Source organism: Micromonospora sp. NPDC057141, assembly GCF_042670805.1.
GTDB lineage: Bacteria > Actinomycetota > Actinomycetes > Mycobacteriales > Micromonosporaceae > Micromonospora.
This window is the reverse complement of record NZ_JBHUVA010000095.1, coordinates 1-21472: the sequence shown is the minus strand read 5'-3', so window position 1 is coordinate 21472 and position 21472 is coordinate 1. Positions and strand designations below refer to the sequence as shown.

General features: G+C 68.6%; 17 protein-coding genes and 1 pseudogene. 14 read left to right on the top strand and 4 right to left on the bottom strand.

The window, feature by feature from the left end; all coding sequences use genetic code 11:
• Positions 1-335 precede the first annotated feature (335 nt).
• Positions 336-2069, bottom strand: coding sequence for a cellulose binding domain-containing protein (locus ACFT41_RS28950; RefSeq protein WP_377588780.1), 1734 nt, complete (start codon positions 2067-2069; stop codon positions 336-338).
• Positions 2070-2583: 514 nt separating this feature from the next.
• Here ACFT41_RS28950 and ACFT41_RS28945 point away from each other — a divergent pair.
• On the top strand, positions 2584-5187 hold the full coding sequence (locus ACFT41_RS28945) for a family 78 glycoside hydrolase catalytic domain (RefSeq protein WP_377588779.1): 2604 nt from the start codon (positions 2584-2586) through the stop codon (positions 5185-5187).
• Between the two features lie 39 nt (positions 5188-5226).
• Here ACFT41_RS28945 and ACFT41_RS28940 read toward each other — a convergent pair whose 3' ends face one another.
• Entirely contained in the window at positions 5227-6450 is a 1224-nt protein-coding gene (locus ACFT41_RS28940) for a DUF1593 domain-containing protein (RefSeq protein ID WP_377588778.1), read from the bottom strand.
• Positions 6451-7470: 1020 nt separating this feature from the next.
• Here ACFT41_RS28940 and ACFT41_RS28935 point away from each other — a divergent pair.
• From ACFT41_RS28935 to ACFT41_RS28900, 8 genes are all read left to right on the top strand, one after another.
• On the top strand, positions 7471-8154 hold the full coding sequence (locus ACFT41_RS28935) for a transposase (RefSeq protein ID WP_377588782.1): 684 nt from the start codon (positions 7471-7473) through the stop codon (positions 8152-8154).
• Positions 8155-8845: 691 nt separating this feature from the next.
• Positions 8846-10423, top strand: coding sequence for an RICIN domain-containing protein (locus tag ACFT41_RS28930; RefSeq protein ID WP_377614046.1), 1578 nt, complete (start codon positions 8846-8848; stop codon positions 10421-10423).
• Positions 10424-11048: 625 nt separating this feature from the next.
• Positions 11049-12215, top strand: a complete 1167-nt coding sequence (locus ACFT41_RS28925) for a glycosyltransferase (protein WP_377588776.1) — start codon at positions 11049-11051, stop codon at positions 12213-12215.
• Positions 12212-13531 carry an aromatic ring-hydroxylating dioxygenase subunit alpha gene (locus tag ACFT41_RS28920; protein WP_377588775.1) on the top strand — a complete coding sequence of 440 codons (1320 nt, stop codon included), beginning with the start codon at positions 12212-12214 and terminating at the stop codon, positions 13529-13531. Before ACFT41_RS28925 ends, ACFT41_RS28920 begins: the two co-directional genes overlap by 4 nt.
• Complete coding sequence (locus ACFT41_RS28915; protein ID WP_377588774.1) at positions 13528-14040, top strand: aromatic-ring-hydroxylating dioxygenase subunit beta; 513 nt, start codon at positions 13528-13530, stop codon at positions 14038-14040. The genes ACFT41_RS28920 and ACFT41_RS28915 overlap by 4 nt, the downstream gene beginning before the upstream one ends.
• Before the next feature lie 7 nt (positions 14041-14047).
• Positions 14048-15256, top strand: a complete 1209-nt coding sequence (locus ACFT41_RS28910; protein WP_377588773.1) for an MFS transporter — start codon at positions 14048-14050, stop codon at positions 15254-15256.
• A 3-nt stretch (positions 15257-15259) separates the two neighbouring features.
• The gene (locus ACFT41_RS28905; protein WP_377588772.1) at positions 15260-15652 is read left to right on the top strand and encodes a carboxymuconolactone decarboxylase family protein; all 393 of its coding nucleotides are present in this window, start codon (positions 15260-15262) and stop codon (positions 15650-15652) included.
• Positions 15642-16178, top strand: coding sequence for a hypothetical protein (locus ACFT41_RS28900; RefSeq protein ID WP_377588771.1), 537 nt, complete (start codon positions 15642-15644; stop codon positions 16176-16178). Before ACFT41_RS28905 ends, ACFT41_RS28900 begins: the two co-directional genes overlap by 11 nt.
• A gap of 239 nt (positions 16179-16417) precedes the next feature.
• On the opposite strand, the pseudogene ACFT41_RS28895 reads toward ACFT41_RS28900, so the two are convergent.
• Positions 16418-16777: pseudogene (locus ACFT41_RS28895) on the bottom strand (flavodoxin family protein); the annotation flags it as partial.
• 255 nt (positions 16778-17032) lie between these two features.
• Here ACFT41_RS28895 and ACFT41_RS28890 point away from each other — a divergent pair.
• The 3 genes from ACFT41_RS28890 (at position 17033) to ACFT41_RS28880 (ending at position 19008) form a co-directional block, all read left to right on the top strand.
• The gene (locus ACFT41_RS28890) at positions 17033-17647 is read left to right on the top strand and encodes a superoxide dismutase (protein ID WP_377588770.1); all 615 of its coding nucleotides are present in this window, start codon (positions 17033-17035) and stop codon (positions 17645-17647) included.
• Between the two features lie 63 nt (positions 17648-17710).
• Complete coding sequence (locus ACFT41_RS28885) at positions 17711-18484, top strand: hypothetical protein (protein ID WP_377588769.1); 774 nt, start codon at positions 17711-17713, stop codon at positions 18482-18484.
• Positions 18485-18510: 26 nt separating this feature from the next.
• The gene (locus ACFT41_RS28880) at positions 18511-19008 is read left to right on the top strand and encodes a YcxB family protein (RefSeq protein WP_377588768.1); all 498 of its coding nucleotides are present in this window, start codon (positions 18511-18513) and stop codon (positions 19006-19008) included.
• Between the two features lie 261 nt (positions 19009-19269).
• Here ACFT41_RS28880 and ACFT41_RS28875 read toward each other — a convergent pair whose 3' ends face one another.
• Positions 19270-19566: a hypothetical protein gene (locus ACFT41_RS28875; protein ID WP_377588767.1), complete on the bottom strand. Its 297-nt coding sequence runs from the start codon at positions 19564-19566 to the stop codon at positions 19270-19272.
• 432 nt (positions 19567-19998) lie between these two features.
• Here ACFT41_RS28875 and ACFT41_RS28870 point away from each other — a divergent pair, with 432 nt between their 5' ends.
• Both ACFT41_RS28870 and ACFT41_RS28865 read left to right on the top strand, forming a co-directional pair.
• Positions 19999-20604, top strand: a complete 606-nt coding sequence (locus tag ACFT41_RS28870; RefSeq protein ID WP_377614045.1) for a lytic polysaccharide monooxygenase — start codon at positions 19999-20001, stop codon at positions 20602-20604.
• Between the two features lie 305 nt (positions 20605-20909).
• Positions 20910-21472, top strand: a 563-nt coding sequence (locus tag ACFT41_RS28865; RefSeq protein ID WP_377614047.1) for a non-reducing end alpha-L-arabinofuranosidase family hydrolase, incomplete at its 3' end; no start/stop codon positions are given.

Genomic DNA, 21472 nt, shown 5'->3' with positions numbered 1-21472 from the left:
ACTACAGCGTCAACCGACTACGCGCCGCCGTCGAACGCGCCATCAGTCATCTGAAGAACTGGAAGATCCTCAAGACCGGCTACCACCGGATCATGAACGACTTCCCCGACGTGTTACGCACCGTCACCGCACTGGAGATCTTCAGAACCACCGCACCGGGTCTTGAATGACCCTCCGGGCCGGGAGAGGTTCCGGGGCGACGGTGCGCATCCGGGACCGGATCGGGTGGACCTGGCCGAGTAGGGCGAGCCCGGTCGCATCTCGCCCCTGTGGTGCGAGAACGTCCGAACTCGCCGCTACTCACGCGGCCAGGGTGTGTGACAGGCCGATCGTGACTACGGGCTCGTGCAGGTCAGGGACGGGGAGGAGGGTGAACCCGAACCGATGAAGCCGAAGGTGGTCGTGCCCGATGCGGGTAGCGAACCGTTGTAGTCCAGGTTGCGGACGGTCGCAGTCGAGCCACTGGTGCTGAGACTGCCGCTCCAGATCTGGGTGATGCTCTGACCGCTGCTCAGGTTCCACTTGACGGTCCAGCCGTTGATCGGCGAGCTACCGGCCTTGACCGTGACCTCGCCCTGGAAGCCGCCGCTCCACGAGCTGATCGTCTGGTACGTCGCGCCGCAGGCACCGCTGGGGGGCGGCGTCGTGGGCGGGGCCGTCGTGGGCGGGGCCGTCGTGGGCGGGGCCGTCGTCGGCGGGGCCGTCGTCGGCGGGGCCGTCGAGCCCAGCTTCGGGCCGGCGCAGGCGCTCACGATGGCCGGCACGTCGTTGGCGTTGTCCAGGGTGTAGCTGTAGGGCGGGTTGGTGAATGGCGTGACGCCGCTGCCCTGCGCTCCGGTATCCTGCCTGCCGCTGGTGTTGTCGTAGACGTTCCCGCGGGCGGTGATGTACGTGGGATTGCCGTCCTGGAAACGGTGCGGATCGTGAACGTTCTTGAAGTAGTTGTTCTCGATCAGAACGGATGCCTCTGATCCGGTGCCGATGGAGTACGCGTTCCCGGCGGACGTGTAGTAGCTGTTGTAGACGTGGCCCTTGCCGAACAACATGCGCGGCCCCCGCTGGTCGACCAATTCGGCGAACCAGTTGTGGTGGTACGTGGCGTTCAGCTTGCCGCGGTCGGTGTCGCCATGCGTCGACCCGCCACCGACCAGGCTCGCGAGCCGGTGCGAGTTGGAACTGTCCGTGTACCAGAACTTCACCCAGGACACCGTCATGTAGTCGACGCCACGGGTCAGGTCCAACAGACCGTCACTCGCGTCCCAGAGGTTCAGGTGATCGAACCACAGGTGGTGCGCGCCGCGAGCGGCGACCGTGTCGACCGGGCTGCTGTTCTTCCCGTTGCCCTGGATGTTCAGGTTACGGACGATGATGTTGCTGGCACCATCGCTGATATTGATGCCACCCCGGATGGTCGCGTTCGAGTCGGTGCCGATCAGCGTCTTGTTGCTCTTGATCTCGATCGGGCTGGAGCCGGTGCTGATCGTACCGGAGATCCTCAGCACCCGGGGGGTGGAGTCACCGGCGTACTGCCGTAGATCCGACAACGAGCTGATGTTCTGCGAGCTGGCGCTGCCACCACCGGTGGTCGTGCTGGTTCCGCTGCCGGACACGGTCGCCCAGCCCACCAGCCGGTCGTCGCAGGACGCCGCAGCGGCCGCCGCCGCCCCGGCCGGTGCATTCACGGCTGCCGAGGCGACGGGGATGACCAACGCCCCGGCCGCAGCCAGGGCCGCCGACGCGACGATGGCGGACGTGCGTACGGTATGCGGGCGTGTGAGCGCCCGGGATCGGTACAGGTTCAAAGGAATTTCCTCCTGGTGAGGAACGGCGGCTTCATCGATCAGCCACCGTCGGTGAATCGCGTGAGCTTCTTGTCCTCCGCCGGCCCTGTCTCTTTTCAGTGCCGATGCCGGCGCAGGGGATGCCGTTCCGGCAAATGAAGAATGGCCGTGACAGCCCGCTGCCCGGCGGCGTCTGCTCCCGACCGTCTGGGGCGCGTTGCCCTTCGCGCACCAGTCCACCAAATCGCTACTGCCCGGCTTCCCTCTGCCACTGCCGCCGGTGCCCACCGGCGCAGCGACCCTGGTCCACCGCCGTCCGCCGACCGGCCGCCCCATACTGTGAGCCCACCGCCGGTGCCGCCACCTCTGCCCGCCGACCACCAACGCCGCACCCACAGCGGCACCATGGTCGGCCACGTTCGCCGAGGTGTCGGAACCCAGTGCGCCCTGCACGGGTACAGCACGGCACCTCCGGAAGACCTGGTGGACACGGGTAGATCCCTGACCCGATATCCATGACCGAATATTCATTCATTCAAGCATGGGAATGTATCGTTACGCGACCTTAACGTCCGCAGCGCCCCACGTCAAGAGGTCACATGGACCGAGGAATCGGGATTCCTGGATGGCAGGCGACGGCCGGGGCGTTGACAGCGGGCAGGCCCGGTCACAGGATTGCACAGAAGGCCATTGGCGAATAGCGATGCGTTCTCCGCTCCTGACGACGGCACAGGGACGCGGGCGGACGAGACCGAAGCGAGTTGGCCACGCCAAGGTGTGAGTCCAGTGAAAGGTGTGGCGCATGCAGCGCGAACGGCAGGTGGGCACAGTGCGGGAGCTCCGGGCAGAACACCACGACCACGCGCTCGGGATCGGCGAGGTACGCCCTCGCCTGTCCTGGCGGATCGACACCACCACACCGGACTGGCGGCAAGTGGCGTACGAGGTCCAGGTCCACGACCCGGCCACCGGGGACATGGAGACCTCGGGCGAGGTCCGCTGCGCCGACAGCGTCCTGGTGCCGTGGCCGGTGGCACCGCTCGGATCCCGCGCACGTCGGCGGGTGCGGGTCAGGGTCTGGGGAAACAACGCTGATGCACCCAGCCCGTGGAGCCCTGCGCTGCCGGTGGAGGCCGGGCTGCTCACGCCCGGAGACTGGTCGGCCGGGTTCATCGCGCCGGCTCACCCGCAGGAAACCGCGCCGCTACTACGGTGCGAGTTCACGGTCGGCCAGCGGGTCTCGACCGCCCGGTTGTACACCACCGCGCTGGGTCTCTACGAGCTGGCGCTCAACGGCGAGCCGGTCACCGACCACGCGTTCACACCCGGGTGGACCAGCTACCCCCACCGGCTGCGCTATCAGACGTACGACGTCACCGCGTTGCTGCGACCCGGTCCCAATGCCCTCGGTTCGTGGTTGGCCGGCGGATGGTACCGCGGCCGCCTCGGCTTCGGCGGCGGCGCCCGAGATGTCTACGGCGACACTGTCGCGCTGCTCGCGCAGCTGGAGATCAGTCACGACGACGGCTCCACGACCATGGTGGCCACCGGCACCGACTGGCGGGCCGCTCGGGGCCCGATCCGATCGGCGGAGATCTACGACGGCGAGCGGTACGACGCCCGTCAGGAACGGCCCGGCTGGTCCGAGCCCGGCTTCGACGACTCCGGGTGGCAACCTGTGCGGGTGGTGCCCCGTGACCTGGCCACCCTGGTGGCCCCCACCGGCCCACCCGTGCGCTGCACGCAGCTGGTGCCGGCAGCCGGGACCCGCACCTCACCAACCGGAACGACGATCGTCGACTTCGGACAGAATCTCGTCGGTCGCCTCCGGTTCCAGGCCGGTGGATCTGCCGGTGCCCGCGTACGACTGCGGCACGCGGAGGCCGTGCAGGACGGTGAGCTGTACGTTCGTTCGTTGCGGACCGCCGAATGCACCGACGAGTACGTGATGCGCGACGGCGGCGCACAGGTCTGGGAGCCGCGGTTCACCTTCCACGGCTTCCGGTACGCGGAGATCGACACGGACCAGGATGTGGACGTGACGGACGTGGTCGCTCGGGTCTACCACACCGACATGCGTCGCATCGGCGAGTTCCACTGCTCCGACCCGCTCATCGAACGCCTGCACGAGAACGTGGTGTGGAGCATGCGCGGCAACTTCCTCGACATCCCCACCGATTGCCCGCAGCGCGACGAACGGCTCGGCTGGACCGGCGACCTACAGATATTCCTGCCCACCGCCGCATACCTTTACGACTGCGCCGGCATGCTGCGCTCATGGTTACGTGACCTCGCCGCCGAGCAGTTTCCGGACGGAACCGTGCCCCTGTTCACGCCGCTGGTGCCGGTGCCCGGCTGGAGCAACCCGCGCCCGACCGCGGCATGGGGTGACGCCGCCGTGCTCGTGCCGTGGGAGCTCTACCGGCGCTTCGGCGACGTCGAGATCCTCCGCGAGCAGTATCCGAGCGCCCGAGCGTGGGTCGACCGGGTCACCGCGCTGGCCGGCGAGGGCCACCTGTGGACCGGCGGCAAGCAGCTCGGCGACTGGCTCGACCCGACGGCACCCCGCAAGGACCCCAGCGCGGCGAAGGCCGACCCGCATCTCGTCGCCACCGCCTACTACGCACGGTCGACGGCGGTGCTGGCCCAGACTGCCGCCGTCCTCGGCCATCACGAGGACCACTTTCGCTACGACGCGTTGGCGCGAGACATCGCCGATGCCTTCGACCGTCGCTGGGTGCGGTCGTCAGGCCTGCTGGAGAACGACGCCCAGACCTCGTACGCGCTGGCGCTACGCTTCGACCTCATCCACGGCGACGCTCGGCGGGACCGGGCTGGCCGGCGGCTCGCCGAGCTGGTTCGCGACGGGGGCTACCGGATCGCCACCGGTTTCGTCGGCACGCCGTTGATCTGCGACGCCCTCACCGACACCGGGCAGCTGGACACCGCCTACGCGCTGCTGACCCAGCAGCGGTGCCCGTCCTGGCTGTATCCGGTCACCATGGGGGCCACCACCGTGTGGGAGCGCTGGGACGGCCTGCTACCCGACGGGACGGTCAACCCCAGCAACGCGGCGTCGCTCAACCACTACGCGCTCGGTTCGATCGCCGACTGGCTGCATCGCACCGTCGCCGGCCTGGCTCCCGCCGAACCGGGCTACCGACGGCTGCTTGTCCGTCCCCGGCCCGGCGGCGGCCTTACCGACGCTTCGACGGCACATCTCACCCCGTACGGTCGTGCTGCCGTCGCCTGGCACCTGGACGATGCCATCCTCGTGGTCGATCTTGAGGTACCTCCGGGCACCACCGCCACCGTCGAGTTGCCGGGGCAGCCGTCCGTCACCGTCGGCTCCGGGCGACACCACTGGGAGGTGGCTCGGCAGTCCATCGCGCACGCCGCCCGCTGACGGCCAGCCGATCGGCGGTCAATGAGCGAGCCGCCACGCCTACCTCGTCGGATCGACCGGGCCAACCGGCGCCGCAGGCGTCGACGCACAGCGCCGCACCCGCCGCGCGAAGTCCGACAGGATCTCCCGGCGCCACCGGTTCACCGTCTTGGCGCCGGAATGAACACCCTCCGCCACGGTGGGACCCTGGTCGTCGGTCCACCAGTTCGGCTGCTCGCCCGACGGGCGAGCCACTCGCTCCGGGGGCGGCGGCACGGCGCTGAACTCACCGGCCAGCCCGTCCAGGTCAGGATGGTCGCTCCGCACCACGTACGACCACACCTTGGCGTCCCGGGGGGAAAAACGGAATCGCAGGACCGAGTCGCTGACGGCCGCGACCGCCGGTATCCGGTCGTCGAACACCATCCGGGTGCGGTGGCCGGCGGTGTGGTCCGCCGGCGTGGGCAACTCGAACTCGACGGTGCCGAATGCCTCCACCGCGTCCGTTGCGGTGGTCAGCCGACGGTAGACCACCTTTCGGTCGTTCCAGACCCGGACGAACCGGCCGCCCCAGCCGGGGGCCGCGGGATCATACGGGGAACCGCTCAACAGCCAGGCGACCGACGGGCTGTCACCCATCTTCAGCACCCCGTCGAGCAAGGTGCTGAAGTGGCTGCCGAGAGCTCCATTTCCGGCCACGTGTGTGGCCACGAACGACCTGTTACCCCACTCCCCCGACTGGTCTCCCCCGACGAACCAACCCCGATAGGTCGAATTGGCTTCAATAATCCACAATTCGGGATGATGGGTCGCCAGGTAGTCGTAGGCGTTCACGCTGAACGTCTTGTTGGGCCCGCCCACGAAGTAGACCCGGAGGTTCGGAAGAATGTCCGGCGCGTCGTGCAGCGCCTGGGCGAGGTCGTCGATGCCACCCCACACCAGGACGTGCAGTGGTCGCGGGTCGGGTCGACGTGCACACCGGATGATCCAGCTCGAACCCTCGGTGGCCACGCCGACGCCGGTGGGGCCCGCCGAGTCGAGCGCGCCCTGTTTGGTTACGGCCCGCAGGACATCGGGTTCCGGATACCCGTTCGAGTGGGACACCAGTCGCGCGTGGTCGCGTTGATAGAGGCCGATCATGTCGATGATGTCCTGTTTGCGACCGGAACCGAACGGCGAGGAGACCAGCCCTTCGATGTCCAGCACGTCGGCGTACAGCAGCAGGTGAATCATCGATTGAAAATCGTCGGGATCGGTGCCGCCGATGTCGGTGGAGACGAGCACCCGAGGACGAGTTGCAGGCTGCCCATCGCCAGTGGCCGTGTACGCCGGCTCTCCCTCGACGCCAGGGAGGAACGAACCGATCCGATGTGTCACTTTCCAGCCCGCTCGCATCGAGCGACGCCGAGGACCGCGAGAGGGAGCACGACGATGGTAGCCACGCTGGAGATAGTAAGGCATCGAGCTCATGTACACGCGACAGTGAATTGCTATTCGCGCCGGCTGTCCTGGTTTCTGCTCGGCACGCGCCGGGCAAGCGCGGAGCATCCCAGCACGGGCGATCTTGGTGGGCAGGGCGGAACCGCCGGCAGGACCCGGGTCGCGTCGGCCGCGGAACGATCTGGTTCCGGCTGCGACGCGGATCGCCGGTGCGGTCGGTGGGATGTCTTGCGGTCTCGGATGAGTACCCAGAGCAAGCCGTTACCGGTGTCGACGTCGCCACGATAAGTCGGTCCGGCACGACGCAGGTGCATCCCCCGCTTCCTCCGGTGGTCCACGCGGAAGTCGGTGCCGGGTTGAGCATCGACGCCAGGCAGCTCGCCCCCGCCGTCATCGCGACGTTCAGGCACGCCGCCGCCATGGCCAACCCGAAGTTTTACGAGTTGCAGCGACTCCGCAGGTCCACCTGGGACACTCCGCGCTTCATCCAGGGCTACGACTTCACCCTCGATGACCGCCTGATCCTCCCGCGGGGCCTGCGGCACACCATCGCCACGATCGTCGAGCGCGCCGGGTCACGGCTGGCCGTCACGGACGCACGAACTCCGGGACCGAGATCGACACCGCGTTCACCGCCGAACTCACCAGCAAGACAATCATGGCCCCTGGCGGGGCCACCCACAGGTGGGTGAAACTCGGTCGGCGGTGTCGCTCGCCGGCGCCGGTTGCGCTTGGTGCCCTCGCGGTGCCTGAAAGCAAGAATGGTGTGGGAGCCCGTCCCTGGTACCCCAGGTTGTTGCCCCCTGTGCACGTGTCTCAGTGTCATGAGTCTATGACGGGCTCTGCGAGCGGCGCCGTCCCTGGCTGGAGGTTCGGGACGGAGGCGTGGTTGGACATCCTGTACACGCATGTCGCGAGCATCTGAAACGGGGCGTGGCGGCCATCGACGACGCCGGGGTGCTGCCCGGCTTCACCGGGGTCGCGGTCCACGACGCCTGGGCGCCCTACGACACCTACACCACGGCGACCCATGCTCTGTGCAACGCCCACGTCCTGCGCGAGCTGGTCTACGTCACCGACACCGCCACCGGCCAGGTCACGCACCTGGCCGAGCAGGCGATCCGCGCCCTGACCACCCTCAAACGCCTCGTTGACGACGGCGCTGGCGTTGACTCGGCCGCCGTAGATGAACACGTCCACCTTCTGCGTTCCGCCGTGATCCTGGGCTGCCAGGCCACCGCCGCCCGCTCCACACCCCTGGAACGCAAGCACCACGCCCTGTTCACCCGACTGCGTGACCGCCGCGACGACTACCTGCGGTTCCTCACCCACCCCGAAGTGCCGTTCGACAACAACCCGGCCGAGCAGACCCTCCGCATGCCGAAGCTACGGGTCAAGGTCTCCGGCTGCATGCGAACCCTCACCGGCGCCCAACACTTCGCCGCGATCCGGTCCTACACCGCCACCGCGAGCCGACACGGCATCGACATCCTCGACGCCCTCATCCACGCCGCCACCGGGAAACCCTGGATCCCCGCCACCGCCTGACCAGGCCCGTCACGCCGCCCCGTCAAACACCTATCCAGTTACAACTCCACAAGGACAGCGAACCACAACCACACGTAGAGACAACAGCATCACGAGAAACTAGGGAGAAAGCGATTTTCAGAAGTCGATCTTATTCGCCATACTCAATGCTGTTGGTCGATATGGTGCGGTTATCCTTGGGTCCGTGCATTGAAGGCCTCGTGCTCCATCGCGATGCGGAGTCGAGTCGATCATGTTTCTGTCCGTGCAACGGGGGTTCGCGCGGGAGGCTCGGCGTCGCGTGCGGGTCGGGCATCCGGCGTCGCGGGGCGGGTCCGGCGCTGCGTCGAGCGGCGCCCGCCGACGCGGTGCCGATGCATCCGCACGGGCGGCTGGTTGTGGTGGCGGGGATCCCGGCTAAACGAGCATTGTCGATTCCTTGACACCGCAGATGCGATCGCCAACACTTGTCTGCAACGCGCACCTAACAACCAGAACACATGTCGCCTGCATCAGCGTGACGCGCTGGAGCTGCTCGTGCGGCACGTCAAACCACCCCAAGACGGCGAGGCGCCGGGCTGTGCCGAGGTCAGTCGTGTTAACGCTCACCTGAGTGATCATCCTGGGAGGGCGTCGTGACCGTGGTCCTACGGCGAGCAGCACCGGCTTCGCCCGGGGCTAGCGTTCGAGGACCCCGACACACGCCTGACCGGTGGCGACGCCGAAGGACCCAGAGAGGCCAGATCAAGTGATCGACCATGTCTTGACCCGGACCACGTCGCCTGATGGGTACACGTCAGGACCATCGCGGAGCGCCCGGTCGATACGTCGGTTGCTGATCGTGCTGGTGACCGCGATGACAGCGATGGTGGGCGGCGTCATCGTGACGTCGTCGCCGGCCACTGCCGCCACCAGTCAGTTCCGGGGCATGAACTGGGCCGTGCTGGGTGACAACTTCAGCACCGGCCCCCTCGTCGTGCAGGGCCTGAGCTCGTCCGACAGCAACGCGACAGTGCGGGCCAAGGCCAATGCCCTCTACGACGACATGGCCTCCACCATGGGAGTCAACACCGTCCGGCTGCCCATCAACACCCACACGGTAGGGACGACATGGTGGGAGGCCTATCGAGGCGCCATCGACGCCGCCACCGCCCGCGGATTCAAGGTCATCCTGGCCTATTGGGAGGACAGCGCCGCCTCCGGCGGCAGGATCACGAACCTCGCCGCGTGGAACGCGATGTGGTCCACGGTGACCAACACGTACGGCTCGAACACCAACGTCTACTTCGAGCCGATGAACGAGCCGCACGGCTACAGCTCGACGGAGTGGCGCAACGTCGCGGCCGACTGGCTCAGCTACCACTACTCGGCGGTGCCCGGCCGGGTGCTCGTCGGCGGCACCGGCTTCAGCCAGGACCTGCGGGACGTCTGCAACGACAGCCGGTTCAACTCGACGCTGTTCTCCTTCCACCACTACGCCTTCTTCTACGGCGAGATGACCTACGACGCCTTCCGGAGCCACATCCAGACCCGCCTCGGCAACTGCGCCTCCCGCGCAGTCGCCACCGAGTTCGGCGCGCCCATGAACGACGGCCGCAACTACGCCGACGCGAACAGCACCGACAACTTCGTGCGCCACATCCGCGCCATGGCCCAGGTCATGCGCGACAACCAGATGGGCGGCACCTACTGGCCCGCCCTCGGCGGCAAGCCCGGCAGCATCGGCTACGACTGGTACTCGATGTTCTCGCTCAGCGGCAGCGGCACCGACCTCAACCTGACCGTCCGTAACAATTCCGGCGCCGACCGGATCCGCTACGGGTGGGGCGACACTATCGGCGGCGACCCCACTACGCCTCCGCCAGCGACGGGAACGTTCTACCGGATCAACGTGCGCCACAGCGGCAAGGCCATGGACGTCCAGGCACCGAACACCGACAACGGTTCACGCGTCGGCCAGTACACGTACGGCGGCAATGCGTGGCAGCAGTGGCAGTTCCAGGACGCCGGCAGCGGCTACTGGCGCATCATCAGTCGGCACAGCGGAAAGTGCCTCGATGTGGTGAGCGCTTCCACCGCCGACGGTGCCGAGCTCATCCAGTACACCTGTGGCAACGGCACGAACCAGCAGTTCCAGATGGTCGCCAACGGAAGCTACTTCCAGCTCCGGGCACGACACAGCGGCAAATGCGTGGACGTACCGGCCGCATCGACCGCGGACGGCGTGATCCTCAAGCAGTATCCGTGCAACACCGGCACCAACCAGCAGTGGTCGCGTACGGGCGTCTGACGATCGTCTCGACGGGGGACACGGAGTGGGGTGGTCCGAGGCGGCCTGGTATGGCCACCTCGGACCGGAGACGGGGCGCCCGTGTGTCAGCCGGCGGCGCTGGCGTTTACCCTGCGGATCGCCCCCCACCACCTCGGACGACGGCCTCGCCGAAGCCGCGGCCCGGGCGCTGACCACCATCCATCAGGTCATGCCCACCCGGGACGGACGCTGGTGCCTCATCGCATGGGACCTCGACCGCGACGGCTGGCGCACCTTCCGACCGCTGCCGCCGCGCCCTCGGTTCCTGGTCCTGTGCTGTGCAGTGCAGCTGCGCCACAACAGTCGAAACCCATACCGGCCACTCCAACCACTCAGACCTGCCCCAAAGGGCACCATCGATTGCGCATTCCGGCAGGCTTTGCGAAACTGCCTGGGTCAGGTGGTGAACCCGGTTGTTTTGAGGTTGTTCCGAGCCGATCGATGTGTGCTTCCTCAGCGATGGTGGGAAATGCGTAGAACCTCGTAGCAGTCCTGGACGTCGACGGTCCCTTTTGCCTAGGGGCGTTCTCGCCTGTCCCGGGGCGGAGTTTCTGCCGTTCGTGCGTCGCCGTCCCGACTCGTTTCTCGATGGATCGGAGATCTGATGCGCGTCGCCCTCCTCACCACGACTCAGCATGGCCACCTGAACCCCTATGTCCCGGTGGTCAACGCGCTCCAGACTGCCGGCAGTGAGGTTGCGCTGCTGCTGTTGTCTGCGGACGGTGGCGCGCTGGACGAGCAGCGTCGCCATGCCTTGGGCAAGGCGCAGGTCCACGCGATCGGGCAGGTCGAGATGGCGCCGTGGAGCGGCGACCCGGCGAAGATCGGCCCGATGCTCCAGTCGTCGCCGGTGGCAGACCAGACGGCTGACGCGCTCCGCGCGACGGCGCCGGACTTCGTACTCGTCGACTCGCTGCCGGTCACGGCGTCGGCCATGGCCGGCGCGCACGCGTCCGGCGTGCCGTACGGGATGATCTGGGCCAACCTGGGTGGAGTATGCCCGAGCGAGCATCGGCGGGGCCGCTGGCCGTACGACGAGCAGGTCGGCGACTATCTGACCAGGCACGGGGTGCTGTGGTCGACCCGGACCCATTCGGCGCGTTCGCCGATTCTCAATCTGATGCCGACGATTCCTGCTCTCGTCGGGGACGACGCGGTCACCGACGACGGCGTGCAGCTGGTCGGGTTGCCGGGTGCGGCGGGGGCCCGCGGCGACGAGGTCCCCTTCTCGGGCCTGGACCGGATCGACCCCGACCGCCCGCTGGTGTACGTCTCCTTCGGCACGATCTTCTACCGGCGGCCGGACCTGCTGCGCACGGTGATCCTCGGGGCGGCGGCGACCGGTGCCCAGGTGATCGCTGCGGTGGGGGACATCGCCGAGGAGCTGGCGCTGCCCGCCGACGTGCTCACCGCCCCGTACCTGCCGCAGCGTGAGGTGCTTGAGCGCGCCGACGTGTTCGTCACCCACGGCGGTTACAACTCCGTGGCGGAGTCGATCCGGGCGGCGACGCCGATGCTGGTGATCCCGCTGGCGGTGGATCAGCCCATTCAGGCGTACTTCGTGGGTCGCGCGGGCTTCGGGACGGCGTTGGAGCCGGCCGGCGTCACCGGGCAGGCGGTCACCGACGCCGTCACCGATCTGCTCGATCCCGCCCGGGGCTACCGCGCCCGGTTGCGCGCCGCACAGCCGGAGTGCGGCGACTCCGCCGTGCGCACGGCCGAGCTGGTCGTCAAGACGGCCGAGACGCTACTGCGACAGGGGGCGCGGTGACGATCGAACTGCAGCGGCCGGTGGGCGACCCGATCGTGGTCGACGACCCTGGGCTCCTCTCGTTCCGGGTGGATCGTCGCGCCTACACCGACGACGACCTGGCCGCACAGGAGATGACCAGGATCTTCGATCGGTGCTGGTTGTACGTCGGGCACGAGTCGGAAGTGCCCGGGCCGGGCTCCTACGTGGCACGCGACGTCGGCGGGCGCCCGGTGGTCATGGCGCGCGGGTCCGACGGGGTGATCCGGGTGTTCGCGAACAGCTGCCCTCACCGCGGGGCGCTGATCTGCTCGCAGCCGGCCGGGCAGGCCAGATCGTTCCGGTGCCCGTATCACGACTGGACGTTCTCCAACCAGGGTGACCTGGTCGGGGTCCCGATCCCGGACGGGTACGGGCAGGGCTTCCGGAAGGCGGACTTCGGCCTGGCGCGGCACCGCAGTGACGCCTACCGCGGTTTCGTGTTCGCCACGTTCGATCCGCAGCAGCCGCGCACCCTGACCGAGTACCTGGCGGGTGCGACGGAGTACCTCGATCTGATCGACGACCAGTCCGAGGTCGGGATGGAGGTGATCCGGGGCGCGCAACTCCACGGGGCCCGGGCCAACTGGAAGCTCATGATGGAGAACAGCGTCGACATCTACCACTTCCGGGCCCTGCACAAGCGGTACATCGGCTACATGGAGTCGCTGGGGTCGGTGCCGCCACGACGACGGGGCGGATTCGGCCGCGCCCTCGGGATGGGGCATGGCGCCAACGAGCTGCCACCGGCGGCCGCCCGCCCGCTCGCCTACTGGACGCCGATGTTCGGCGCCGAGGTCCGGCCGAGGATCGAGGCGACGGCCGCCCGGTTCGTCGACCGGTTCGGCGCCGAACGCGCCCAACGGATCACCGGCACCAACCGTGCGCTGCTGATCTTCCCCAATTTGATGATCATCGACGCGATCGCGATCACGATCCGCAAGATCGACCCGATCGGCGCCGGCCAGCTGGCCATCACCTCGGTCGCCCTGGCCCCCCGGGACGAGGATCCGGACATCCGGGAACTGCGCAAGAGTCACTATCTGACGTTCCTCGGCCCCGCCGGCTTCGCCACCCCCGACGACATCGAGATCATCGAGTCCTGCCAGCGGGGCTATCTCAACCGCACGGTCCGCTACTCGGATCTGTCCCGGGGCATGAACAAGGAGGTCCCGGAGACGACCGACGAGCTTCCCGCCCGCGAGTTCTGGCGGCAGTGGGACCGGCTGATGCACGGCGACGACGGTCACCCGGAGGCCGTCCACCGGGCCGGGATGGAAGGGACGGGACCACGATGACCATCGAGCTGACCGTCGACGAGGCGGCCCGGGTGCGGTTGTGGCACCGGGTCAGCCAGTTCCTCTTCCGCGAGGCGCGGCTGCTCGACGAGTGGCGCCTGCGCGAGTGGTACGACGAGATGCTGACCGACGACATCCGCTACTCGGTGCCGGCCACCGACGTCCGCGGCGAGTCGGCCGATGCGCTCGGGCTCGTCGACGACGATGCCGCCCGGCTGCGCCAGCGGATCGAGCAGCTCCTCAACGGCGAGGTGTGGTGCGAGAACCCGCGGTCGCGGACGAACCGCATGATCAGCAACGTGGAGATCCTGGCCGACCGGGGCACGCGGCTCGACGTGGCGGCCAATGTCGTCGTGCACCGGTTCGGGCACGGGCGTTCCGACGCCTACGTCGGGAAGTACCGGTTCGAGCTCGTCGTCGAGGGCGGGTCGTTCCGGGTCCGGAGGCGGGTCGTGGTGCTCGACCACGAGACCTTGTACGAGCACGGCAAGCTCAGCATCATCTTGTGACCGGACAGTGACGGCGGCCGGCCCTGGCGGCGTCCCATCCGTTGCCGCCGCCCCGCCGGGTCTCCCGCGCGAGGTCTACGTCCTCAGTGTCGTCGGTGGCTGCGTCATGCTGGGCCTGGGACTGGTGCTCCCGGTGCTCCCGGTGTACGCGGCGACGTTCGGGGCCGGACCCACCCAGATCGGAGCGCTCGTCGCCCTGTTCGCGTTGCTGCGGCTGGCCACCAGTCCGTTCTGCGGCCGGCTCGGCGCTCGCTTCGGGGAGCGGCGGGTCCTGGTCGCCGGCCTGCTGCTGTGTGCGGTCTCCTCGGCCCTGACGGCGTTCGCCTCGTCCTACGGGCAGCTGCTCGTGTTCCGCAGCCTCGGCGGCGTCGGCTCGGTGCTGTTCTCGGTGTCCGCACTGGCGACACTCCTGGCGATCGCGCCGGCCGACCAGCGGGGGCGGGCCAGCGCCGTGTTCGAGGCGGGCTTCCTGCTCGGCGGGATCTGCGGACCGGCGCTGGGCGGGCTGCTCGCCCTCATCGCCCTGTCCGCGCCGTTCGTGGCGTACGCCGTGCTGTTGCTGGCCGCCGCGGTGCTGACGCTGGCGGTGCTCCGCGCCGGCCGAACCGCCGGCGCGGAGCCTGGCCGGGACGTGGTCCGGCTACCGGTGCTGCTGCGGGACCGACGCTACGTGGTGGCGTGCCTCGCGGCGTTGGCGCAGGGCTGGGTCCTGTTCGGGCTGCGCAGCGCGCTGGTCCCCACGGTGGTGGTGGCGTGGCGACACGACGTGACGTGGGTCGGGTGGGCGTTCACGACATCCGCCGTCGTCCAGGCGCTGTTGATCGTGCCGGCCGGCCGGGTCGTGGATCGGGCCGGCCGCCGGCCCGCCATGCTCGCCGGCACCGGGGTGGCTGCGGCCGCGATCACCGCCCTGGTGTTCGTGGACAGCTACGCCTGGCTGGTCGTCCTGCTCAGTGTGTACGCGGCGGGATCAGCGCTGCTCAACGCCGCACCGGCCGCGCTGATCGGTGACGTCGTCACCGGTCGGGCCGGCAGTGGCGTCGCCGTCTTCTCGATGTGCACCGATGTCGGCGCCGTGGTCGGACCGGTCGTGGTGGGGCTCGTCGCCGAGCGGGTGAGTGTTCCGGCCGCCTTCGGCAGCGGCGCCGCGCTGCTGGTCGTCGCCTTCGTGGCGTCGTGGACGTTGCCAACCGCTCGGCCTACACGAAGGAGTTGATCGATGAATCAGCCGGCTGCCCGACACGAGCGGGGTGAGGCCATGTTCCAGCAGGTCTTCGGCCGCGAACCGCGCCCGGGATCCTACCCGGAGTTCCTGCAGATCACCGTCGACCACCTGTTCGGTGAGATCTGGACCCGCCCGCACCTGAGCGTCGAGGAGCGCGAACTGGTCGCGCTGACCGCGGTCACGCTGGCCCGGACCGACTGGGAGCTACGCGGCCACATCGGTGCCGCCCTGCACCTCGGGATGTCGCGAGAGAAGATCGTCGAAGTCATCATCCAGCTCGCCTACTACGGCGGTTGGCCGGTCGCCAACAACGGGCTGCGCGTCGCCCAGGAGGTCTTCGCCGAGCTGGACGCCGCCACCGGGAAAGACGCGGACCATGACCGGTGAACCGTCTCCCCTCGACCCGGCCGAGAAGGTCGAGCTGTGGCGCCAGCGGTTCTTCGAGGCCCAGGCTGCCGCGGAGGAGTTCGTCCTGGGAGAACACGGCGAAGAAGGCCTGGCCGCGTGGATCCGGGCGAACTCCCGCATCACCGCGGAGCTGCTCCAGGCGCAGCGGCCCGCCGGGGTGTCCGCCACCGATCACTTCATGACCCGGCTGGAGCTTCAGCTGTTGCTGTACGACTCGGCGGTGACCAGTGAGCCCCAGCCATCGGGCACCGTCCTGCGCAACGCCGACTGTGGGATCCTCCGCTACCGCAAGCGGGCCGCCCGCGCCGGCGTCGTACTGACGTTCTCGTCACCGTGCCCGTACTGCCAGGAACTCAACACGGCCATCGCCGCCCGCTATGTGGAGCCGGGCGTCACGGTTTCGTGCGAGCAGGCGGGCGACGGATGCACCTGGCGCGCGGAGTCTCCGCACGCTCCAGGGGAGGGCGCGGCCGGGTCACCGCACCGCGGCCGTGCCGGTGGTTGAACCAACGGCAGTGCCGTGCGGTCGAAGGCCGGCGACCGGCTGCCGTCGAGCGTCATGCCGAGTTGCCGGCCCACGGCCACACACAGGTCGAGCGCCGCGGTACGGGTCAGGTCCTCATGATCGTTCTGGGTGAAGCACGCCGACGCCACGTTCTTGTTCCGTAGGCGCAGGTACCAGGGGAACAGCGATCCCAGCGCGGGCTCGGTCAGCATCGTGCGCGAGTGCACGATCGTCCCCACCAGCAGGTTGCCGAACGGGCGTTGCCTGGCGTTCATGAAACTCTTCAGGCGTTCCTGGAAGATCTTCAGCACCGCAGGCACGTTCCCCGCGTACACCGGCATGGCGAGCAGCATCGCCCGCGCGCCCTCGGCCAGCCCGACGACCTGCTCGAAGTCGTCGTCGAGCGTGCACCGGCCCACCTCGGGATCAAGGCAGGTGTCCTCGCCTTCGCACATGGCGATGCGATGGTCGATCAGTCGAATCCGCTGGATCTCCGCGTCGCCGACCTCCCGGACGACGCCGGAGACCGCCGCCTCGAGCAACGCGTCGGTCAGCGACGGGAGACGCTTCTGGGTGCAGGACAACGCAACGATCTTCACCTGAAGGGCTCCCCTGTCCGCTCAGTGCCACTCAGGACCGGCCGCCTGACGAAGGCCCCGTGGCCGCCCGCCGAGGTGGCCTCAACCTACCCGCAATCCTACGGTGGGGTGCGGCTGCCGCCATCTTCTTGCCAATGTTTGGCAACTGCGCAAGACTGGCATCAGTGGTCGGGCGCCCCGGCACCGCGATGATCAAGCACCTCCGCCGGGGCGCCCGACCGCTCCGTGGCCGATGAGCGTATTGAGGAGTTGCTGGTGGGCGTCTACTCACTGCCCGACATGCCGTACGACTACGGCGCGCTGGAGCCGGCCATGTCCGGCGAGATCCTGGAGTTGCACCACGGCAAGCACCACGCGGCGTACGTGAAGGGCAGCAACGACGCCCTGGAGCAGCTCGCCGAGGCCCGCGACAAGGGCGACTTCGCGGCCCTGGTCGGGTTGGAGAAGACGTTCACGTTCAACCTGTCCGGGCACGTGCTGCACTCGATCTTCTGGAACAACCTGTCCCCGGACGGCGGTGACCGCCCCGAGGGGGACCTCGCCTCGGCGATCGACGAGCACTTCGGTTCGTTCGAGGGCTTCGCCGGGCAGCTGTCGGCGGCGACGAAGGGCGTGCAGGGCTCCGGCTGGGGCGTTCTGGCCTGGGAGCCGCTGGGGCGGCGGCTGATCGTGGAGCAGGTCTACGACCACCACGGCAACGTCGGGCAGGGGTCGACGCCGCTGCTGGTGTTCGACGCGTGGGAGCACGCCTACTACCTGCAATACCGCAACGTCCGTCCGGACTACGTCGACCGGCTGTGGAACCTGGTGGACTGGGCCGACGTGACGGCCCGCTTCGACGCCGCCCGTGCCACGGCACCCAGGCTCTGACGGGTTCGTAGCGGGCGTACGCTGATGGTCGTCGATGTTGCTGGAACGTCACGGAGGATGGCCATGCGCAGTTTCCTCGCGGTGCTCACCGCCGCCCTGATCCTCGGCAGCGCAGCCGGCAGCGTCCCGGCCCGCGCGTCGGATGTCTCCCCGCCCCCGTGTACCCGTGACCTGCTCTTCTGCGAAGACTTCGAGCGGCTGCCTCACGGCGGTCCGAGCACGTTGAACTGGGGCGTCGACACGCGCAACGGCACGCTCACCATCGAGCGTGCCCGCCACGGCAACCAGGTGCTGCACGTCCACACCGTCGACAACGGGCGCGCCTTCCTGCGGGTCGACGATCTCGCCGCCCCGGGCAACCGCTTCTACGGCCGGATGCGTCTGCGCGTCGACGCCTTCCCCACCGCCCCCGACTGGGCGCACTTCACGCTGGTGGAGGCGACCGGCACGGGCAGTTCGGAGGTCGTACGTCCGGTCGGCGGCCAGTATGCCCCCACGGTCCCCGGAGTGTTCTGGGGTGTGGGTGCCGACGGTGGCCCGACCGGCGACTGGACCAACTGGCGGGAGTCCGCTTCGGTCGCCGAGGACGCCTGGCAGTGCTTCGAGTGGGAACTCGACCCGGCGGACAACCGCGTCGCGGTGTGGATCGACGGCGTGGCGAATCCGGAACTGACCGCCTCCACGACCGAACACGGCGGCAACGACGTTCCCTTCATCCTGCCGACGGTCGACACGGTGAAGATCGGCTGGCAGCTCTACCAGGGCGGCACCACGCCGGGCGAGTTCGACCTCTGGATCGACGACATCGCTCTCTCCGCCAAGCGGCTCGGCTGCTGAGGCGGGTGGGGGACTATCGTTCTGGCGTGCACATCCGCTTCGACGTCCCCGCCGACCCTGGCTATCCGGGCCGCGTGGCCGCCGCGTTCAGCAGTGTCCGGCTGCGCCGGCACGGTCAGGTCGGCGCGGTGCTGGTGGCGGTCGGGGCGATCGGGTTCGCCGTCTCGCGGGGGTTCGCGCGGGGCGAGCAGTTCTCGTCGCTGTGGATGGCGATGGTCGTGGGTGGTGTGCTGTCGATGCTGTATGCGCCGTGGGTGCGGTGGCGGGCCCGGCGGCGCTCCGGTCGCTACGCCGTCGAGGGTGCCTACGACATCACCGACGACAACATCATGATGCGCAGCGGCTCGGAGTCCGGCGGCATCGCCTGGGACGGGGTCGACCAGGTGCGGGCCACCCCTGAGTTCTGGATCGTCTACGTCGGCCGGATGCCCGCGACCGTGATCCCACGTGCCTTGATGTCCGCCGAGGACGCCGAGACGCTGCGAGCCTTCATGGCTGCCCGTGGGCTGCTCCAGGATCGGTGAACCCGGCCGGCTCGACGCTCCACGGCGGGCAGGACCACGCCGGGTTCCTGCGTAGAGTGGGCGTTTCCGGGGCGGTGGGAAAGGTGCCGGCGTTGGCACAACGTGTCCGGTGTGGTGGGTCTCCCGGTGGTTGGTGTACGGCTCGGTGGCGCTCCCGGTGGCCGCCGCGTTCTGGTTCTTCCTCCGTCCCTCGGATCCGCTGCACGACAGCGCGGTCGCCGACGCCGCCGCGAAGGTGGACGCGGTGGAGCAGCGCTTCGACTACGACGGCGGCAGTTCGAGCACCGCGCGGTGTGCCGGAGTCAGGGCGTGCAGCCGCCGGCTGACCATCTCCACCACGCCGGCACTGCCGGTCAAGGGGCCGGTCAGCCGCCACGTCCCGTCGGCGCAGGCGAGGGTGCCGTCCCGCTGCCCGCAGCTCACGAGTTCCCGCAGGTAGAGCACGTTGCCCTGGCTCGCCTGCCAGAGCGCCTCGCTGGCCGCGGCACTGACCCGGTCGCCTCGGCGCCGGCGACCACCACGGCTCGCCCGCCGGCCCGGCGGGGCCAATCCTCGCACCCGTGGCGACGGTCGGTGATCATCCGAAGGCACAGCACGGCTCGGGCGGCCGGTGGGTCCGGTCGCCCGATCTTCCCGTGAGGATCACCAGGTCAATCGCCCTGCGCCCGGAGACCGGGGACATCCACGGGGTGAAGATCCTTCCGGTCGTCTAGGACGCGTGATGAATGAGGATCACGCCGAATGCCGGTCCTCTCTCGATCTCCTCGAAGCGCGATCGGCAATCTCCGTGGGCTCGGCGGAAGATCGAACCAGGAAATATCTATAGATGATCATTGATATCGTCACCTATGGGTGCGATGCTGGTAGAAAGCGCTCTTAAGCCGATATTGAGCGCCGGAGAATGGAGGATGTGCAGTGCTTCCACACCAGCCCGATCAATCCGGCCGTCGATCCCGGTCGGCCGTACGCCGGTCCGTGCAGGCGCTCGTCGTGGTGCTCGCCATGCTGGCCGCCACGCTGACCTGGGCAGGCGCAGCCCAGGCCCACGGCACCATCGTCAACCCGGCAACTCGCGCCTACCAGTGTTGGCAAACCTGGGGAAGTCACCACCTGGACCCGGCCATGCAGCAGCAGGATCCGATGTGCTACCAGGCATTCCAGGCCAACCCGGACACCATGTGGAACTGGATGAGCGCGCTTCGGGACGGCCTCGGTGGCCAGTTCCAGGCGCGCACTCCCGACGGGCAGCTGTGCAGCAACGCCCTCAGCAGGAACGACAGCCTGAACAGGCCCGGTCAGTGGAAGACGACCACCGTCAGCCGCAACTTCTCGGTCCAGCTTTACGATCAAGCGAGTCATGGCGCTGACTTCTTCCGGGTCTACGTCAGCAAGCAGGGGTTCAACCCCACTACCCAGAGCCTCGGCTGGGGGAACCTCGACTTCATCACGCAGACCGGAGGCTACGCGCCGGCGCAGAACATCACGTTCAACGTCTCGACCTCCGGATACACCGGTCACCACATTCTCTTCGTGATCTGGCAGGCGTCGCACCTCGACCAGGCCTACATGTGGTGCAGCGACGTGAACTTCGTTTGACCGGCGCGACCGACAGTGCTCGCACTGCTCCGGCCCGGGACATCGTCCCGGGCCGGAGCAGTGTCAGCGTGACGGGACCGGCGGATGCGGCCGTCCCACGCGGCGCGGCCGGTGGCGGCCCGCAGCGGCGCGGCCCGTTCCGGCTCTGAGTCGACGCTCAGCAGGAGCGCGCCGGAGCGGATGGTGGGGCATCAATGCCTTGAGGCGGTGGGAGCGCTCCCGTAACATACTTGACGCGGCTGTTAATGGTCACATGGCGCGACCACCACCAATTGCTGGCCGCCGTCCCATCAGGAGGATGCCTTATGGCAAGATCCAAATCGACCAATGTCGGCGTAGTGTCGGCTGGTGTTGCGTTGCTGGCTTCGGCGACGGTCGCCGTGGCGTTGCCGGCCAATGCCGCAGCCGCCGGCTGCTCGGTGAACTACGCCGTGTCGTCGCAGTGGCAGGGCGGATTCGGCGCCAACGTGTCGATCACGAACCTCGGCGATCCGTTGAGCAGTTGGACATTGACGTGGTCCTACGGCGCCGGCCAGAGCGTCGTGCAGGCGTGGAACGCGACGGTCGCCCAAAGTGGTGCTGCGGTTACCGCGAAGAACGTGAGTTACAACGGGTCGGTTCCGACCAACGGCACGGTGTCGTTCGGGTTCAACGGGGCGTGGTCGGGCAGCAACCCGACGCCGACGAGTTTCGCCCTGAACGGCGTGGCGTGCACCGGTGGCACGACGCCGACGACCCCGCCGACGACGCCCCCGACCACTCCGCCGACGACCCCGCCGACGACGCCCCCGCCCGGCACGTGCAGTCTGCCGTCGACGTACCGGTGGTCGTCGACCGGGGTGCTGGCGCAGCCGAGGTCGGGGTGGGT